Source organism: Streptomyces zinciresistens K42, assembly GCF_000225525.1.
GTDB classification, from domain to species: Bacteria; Actinomycetota; Actinomycetes; order Streptomycetales; family Streptomycetaceae; genus Streptomyces; species Streptomyces zinciresistens.
The window spans coordinates 1-4,719 of the sequence record NZ_AGBF01000320.1 but is presented as its reverse complement, the minus strand read 5'-3'; the positions used below and the strand labels follow the sequence as shown (position 1 = coordinate 4,719).

General features: G+C 73.0%; 4 protein-coding genes. 1 reads left to right on the top strand and 3 read right to left on the bottom strand.

Features of this window, described 5'->3' with window-relative positions; genetic code table 11:
* Positions 1–324: 324 nt before the first annotated feature.
* The 3 genes from idi to galE form a co-directional block, all read right to left on the bottom strand.
* The gene (gene idi / locus SZN_RS35470; RefSeq protein WP_007504998.1) at positions 325–918 is read right to left on the bottom strand and encodes an isopentenyl-diphosphate Delta-isomerase; all 594 of its coding nucleotides are present in this window, start codon (positions 916–918) and stop codon (positions 325–327) included.
* 187 nt (positions 919–1,105) lie between these two features.
* Entirely contained in the window at positions 1,106–2,041 is a 936-nt protein-coding gene (locus tag SZN_RS35465) for a cation diffusion facilitator family transporter (protein ID WP_007504995.1), read from the bottom strand.
* 154 nt (positions 2,042–2,195) lie between these two features.
* On the bottom strand, positions 2,196–3,179 hold the full coding sequence (galE, locus tag SZN_RS35460) for a UDP-glucose 4-epimerase GalE (protein WP_043734869.1): 984 nt from the start codon (positions 3,177–3,179) through the stop codon (positions 2,196–2,198).
* 279 nt (positions 3,180–3,458) lie between these two features.
* Between galE and SZN_RS35455 the strand changes: the two genes are divergently transcribed.
* On the top strand, positions 3,459–4,719 hold a 1,261-nt coding region (locus tag SZN_RS35455), incomplete at its 3' end, for a CDP-alcohol phosphatidyltransferase family protein (RefSeq protein ID WP_007504989.1).

Below are 4,719 nucleotides of genomic sequence, written 5' to 3'. Positions count from 1 at the left end.
ACCTAGGGCGGGTTTCGAAAGTCCCGCCTGCCCGGCGGCGTCTGGCACGCACGCTCGCCGCGTTGTCGGGATCACCCCGATGCGTCCGGTATCGGGGCGGCCCTCCGCCTTGTGATCGCACGCACCAGACGCCGCCGGGCCCGCCCTGCGGGCGGACGACGCTACTTTCGACACACGCCCTGGAAGGCTCATGAAGATCGTGAAACGGCGCCCGGTTTGCCCTGGTCGATGGCCATCGGTATTCATCGGCAATCCAGGGCGGGCCGGGCAGCCGGAGCAAGGTCTTCAGCGGTCTCCCGGTGCGGTGACCGGGGCCGGGGCCGGTCACCAGCCGGCCGACGGGCCCGTCAGCTCGCGGACGGCGGGACGCGCCGCGTCCAGCACGGTCATGAACCAGGACGAGAAGGTGTCCTTCCCGTGCCGCTCCGCCAGCTCGGCCGGGCTCACGAAGGCCGTCTCGCCGACCTCCTCCGCGTCCGGCCGCAGGGGGGCCTGCACCAGCCCGACGAAGAGATGGTTGTACTCCTGCTCCACCAGGCCCGAGGCCGGGTCCGGGTGGTTGTAGCGGACGGTGCCCGCCTCGGCGAGCAGCGACGGCGAGACACCGAGCTCCTCGTGGGTGCGCCGGGCGGCGGCGGCGAAGGGCGCCTCCCCGGGGTAGGGGTGGCCGCAGCAGGTGTTGGACCAGACGCCGGGGGAGTGGTACTTGCCGAGCGCCCGCCGCTGGAGCAGCAGCCGGCCCTGCTCGTCGAAGAGGAACACCGAGAAGGCGCGGTGCAGTTGTCCCGGCGACTGGTGGGCGGCCAGCTTCTCCGCGGTGCCGATCGTCACACCGTTCTCGTCGACCAGTTCCAGCAGAATCTCGTCAGCGGTGCCGTTCGACGGACGGTGCGTCGTGGTGGCAGGTGTGATCGGCATACCCATCCTTCGCATCGGTGTTGCGCCCCAAGTGTGCCGTACGGATCCGACACTCCCGGCACGTGAATGTGCCCGGCGCGGCGGGTGGGGAACCGCCGCGCCGGGCGCTGTGGGCAGCAGGACGCGCGGGACCACCGGATCGCTGCATTCCGTCCGCACGGATGTTCCGGCGGCCCGCACGGCTGTGTCAGTGGCAGACCCGCGACTCGTGCTCGGCGTGCCCCGCCGGCTCCATCTGGAAGGTGCAGTGCCCCACGTCGAAGTGGTCGCCGAGGCAGCCCTGGAGTTCGTGCAGCATCTTCTCGTAGCCGACGCCGCTCAGGACCTCCGGCCGCACCACCACGTGCGCCGACAGCACCGGCATGCCCGAGGTGATCGTCCAGGCGTGCAGGTCGTGCACGTCCTCCACCCCGTCCAGCTCCATGATGTGGGTCCGCACCTGCGCCATGTCGACGTCCTTGGGGGCCGACTCCAGCAGGACGTCCAGGGTCTCGCGCAGCAGCTTGATCGTGCGGGGCACGATCATGAGGCCGATGATCAGCGAGGCGATCGGGTCCGCCGCCTGCCAGCCGGTGGTGAGGATCAGGGTGGCCGACACGAGGACCGCCACCGAGCCCAGCGCGTCCGCCGCCACCTCCAGGAACGCGCCGCGCACGTTCAGGCTCTCCTTCTGGCCCTGCATCAGCAGCGACAGCGAGATGATGTTGGCGACCAGGCCGATGGCGCCGAAGATGAGCGTCAGGCCGCCCTCGGTCTCCGCCGGTGTGACGAACCGCTGGATCGCCTCGTACAGCACGTACACGCCGACACCGAGCAGCAGCAGGCAGTTGGCGAGCGCGGCGAGGATCTCGGCCCGTGCGAAGCCGAAGGTGCGCTTGGTGCTCGCCGGCCGGTTCGCGAAGTGGATGGCCAGCAGGGCCATGCTCAGGCCCACCGCGTCCGTCGCCATGTGCGCCGCGTCGGCGATCAGGGCGAGCGAGTCGGCGATCAGTCCGCCCACGATCTCCACCACCATCACGGTCACCGTGATGCCCAGCGCGATGCGCAGGCGGCCGCGGTACGCCGCCGCCGCCGTCCCGGTGGTGGGCGCGTGTGAGTGCCCGTGGTCGTGCCCAGCTCCCATGAGAGCCGCCTCTCTGTGTCATCGGACGGCCGAAACCCGCCGGCCGGAGCCCCAGTGAACTACGGGAGGGGGGTATCCGGCAACGCGGCACTGAACACCGTTGTCATATGCCGTGACCTGCGGAAACGATCCGCAGGTCACCGCACCTGAATGATCATTCGCCGGGACGGTCACCCTGGTGAAGCAGCCACCCGTCCCACGCCGATCCGACCATCTCGCGCACCCCGCGCCGCGCCGTCCAGCCCAGCTCCCGGGCGGCCAGCGCGGCCGAGGCGACCGCGCGCGGTGCGTCCCCGGGCCGCCGCGCCTCGACCACGGGGGCGCGGTGGTCGCCGGTCACCTCACCGATGACGGTGATCAGCTCCCGGACGGACACGCCCCGGCCGGTGCCGATGTTGACGGTCAGATCGCCGCGCGCGTCCGGCGCGGCGAGCCGGCGGGCCGCCGCGAGGTGCGCCTCCGCCAGGTCGGCGACATGGATGTAGTCCCGGACGCACGTGCCGTCCGGCGTCGGATGGTCCGCGCCGAAGATCCGCGGGGCCTCGCCCCGGGTGAGCCGGTCGAAGACCATCGGCACGATGTTGAAGACCCCCGTGTCGGCCAGTTCCGGCGCCGCCGAGCCCGCCACGTTGAAGTAGCGCAGGCACACCGTCGCGATGCCGTGCGCCGCGCCCGCCGCCCGCACCAGCCACTCGCCGGCGAGCTTGGTCTCGCCGTAGGGGTTCACCGGCGCGCACGGGGTGTCCTCCGTGATGAGGTCCACCTCCGGAGTGCCGTACACCGCGGCGGACGACGAGAAGACGAACCGCCCGACCCCCGCCTCGGCGACGGCCTCCAGCAGCGTGGCGAGGCCGCCCACGTTCTCCCGGTAGTAGCGGGCGGGCTGCGCCACCGACTCACCGACCTGCTTGCGGGCGGCGAGATGCACCACCCCCGTCACCCCGTGCTCGGCGCACACCCGCTTCAGCAGGCCGCCGTCCAGCGACGACCCCTCGACGAGCGGGACGCCCTGCGGGAGCCGCGACGGCCGGCCGGCCGAGAGGTCGTCGAGGACGAGGACATGTTCTCCGGCACCGGTCATGGCGCTCGCCACATGTGCCCCGATGTAGCCGGCTCCGCCTGTGATCAGCCAAGTCATGGTCGCCCACCCTATGTGCAGCCGCCGTCCCGGAGCGCAATGTCCTCGATGCCCCGGTCTGGTGGGCCGGGTTTGTGGGCGGAGCCCGCGATCACCGATGATGAGCGCGGCGAAGCACCGGCGAACCGCACGGATCGCTGCGCCCAACGGCCGGTGAACGTGGCCCTCCCGCCATCCGATAGCCTCTGCCGACACGCCGCCCGGACGCCACCGGCAAGGGGCGCCGCCACCATGAACACGACCGGTGCGCTGACGCCGGCACCCAGGGAGTGAGTTCGGTTGCCGACCGCCATCCTCACCGGTCAGCCGGTCCCCGGATCGTCGATCGAGGGCGATCTGCGGTCCCTCGGCTACGACGTGCGGGTCGCCGCCGACCCGGCCGAGACCGAGACGCTCCTCGCCCAGGTGCCCGGTGACCGGCGCGTCGCCCTGGTCGACGCCCGCTTCGTCGGCCACCCGCACGCGCTGCGCCTCGGCCTGACCGACCCCCGCTTCCCGCTCGCCGCGATCCCCGGCGCCCTGACCGCCCGGCCCGACGGGCGCCAGGCCCTCACCCGCGCCATGGCCCGCGAGACCAGCGCGGGCGGCGGCACGGCCGTGGCCCCGGACAGCCTCGCCGACCGCGTCGCGGCCGCCCTCGGCGACGAGGGCACCGGCGTCCACCGGCCCGACCTCGGCAGCCTGGTCGCCGCCGTCCCGGCCGACCCGCAGGCCCGCAACGAGGCCCGGCAGGCCGTCGCCGCCGTCGACGACGAGGCCGTCCGCCTGAAGTCGGCCGTGAAGTCCCGCGACGGCTTCTTCACGACCTTCTTCATCAGCCCCTACTCCCGCTACCTCGCCCGCTGGTGCGCCCGCCGGGGCATGACCCCCAACCAGGTCACCACCGCCTCCCTGATCACCGCGCTGATCGCGGCGGGCTGCGCCGCCACCGGCACCCGGGGCGGCTTCGTCGCGGCGGGGCTCCTGCTGATCCTCTCGTTCGTCCTGGACTGCACCGACGGCCAGCTCGCGCGCTACTCCCTGCAGTACTCCACCCTCGGCGCCTGGCTCGACGCCACCTTCGACCGCGCCAAGGAGTACGCCTACTACGCCGGTCTCGCCCTGGGCGCCGCCCGCGGCGGCGACGACGTATGGGGCCTCGCCCTCGGCGCGATGGTCCTGCAGACCTGCCGGCACGTCGTGGACTTCTCCTTCAACGAGGCCAACCACGACGCCGCCGCCAACACCAGCCCCACCGCCGCCCTGTCCGACCGGCTCGACAGCGTCGGCTGGACCGTCTGGGCCCGCCGCATGATCGTCCTGCCCATCGGTGAGCGCTGGGCCATGATCGCGGTCCTGACGGCGCTGACCACCCCCCGCATCACCTTCTACGCGCTCCTCGCCGGCTGCGCCCTCGCCGCCGCCTACACCACCGCCGGCCGGGTGCTGCGCTCGCTGACCCGCAAGGCCCGCCGCACCGACCGCGCCGCCCGCGCGCTCGCCGACCTCGCCGACTCCGGGCCGCTCGCCCAGGCCCTCGCGCGGCCCCTCGGCACGGCGG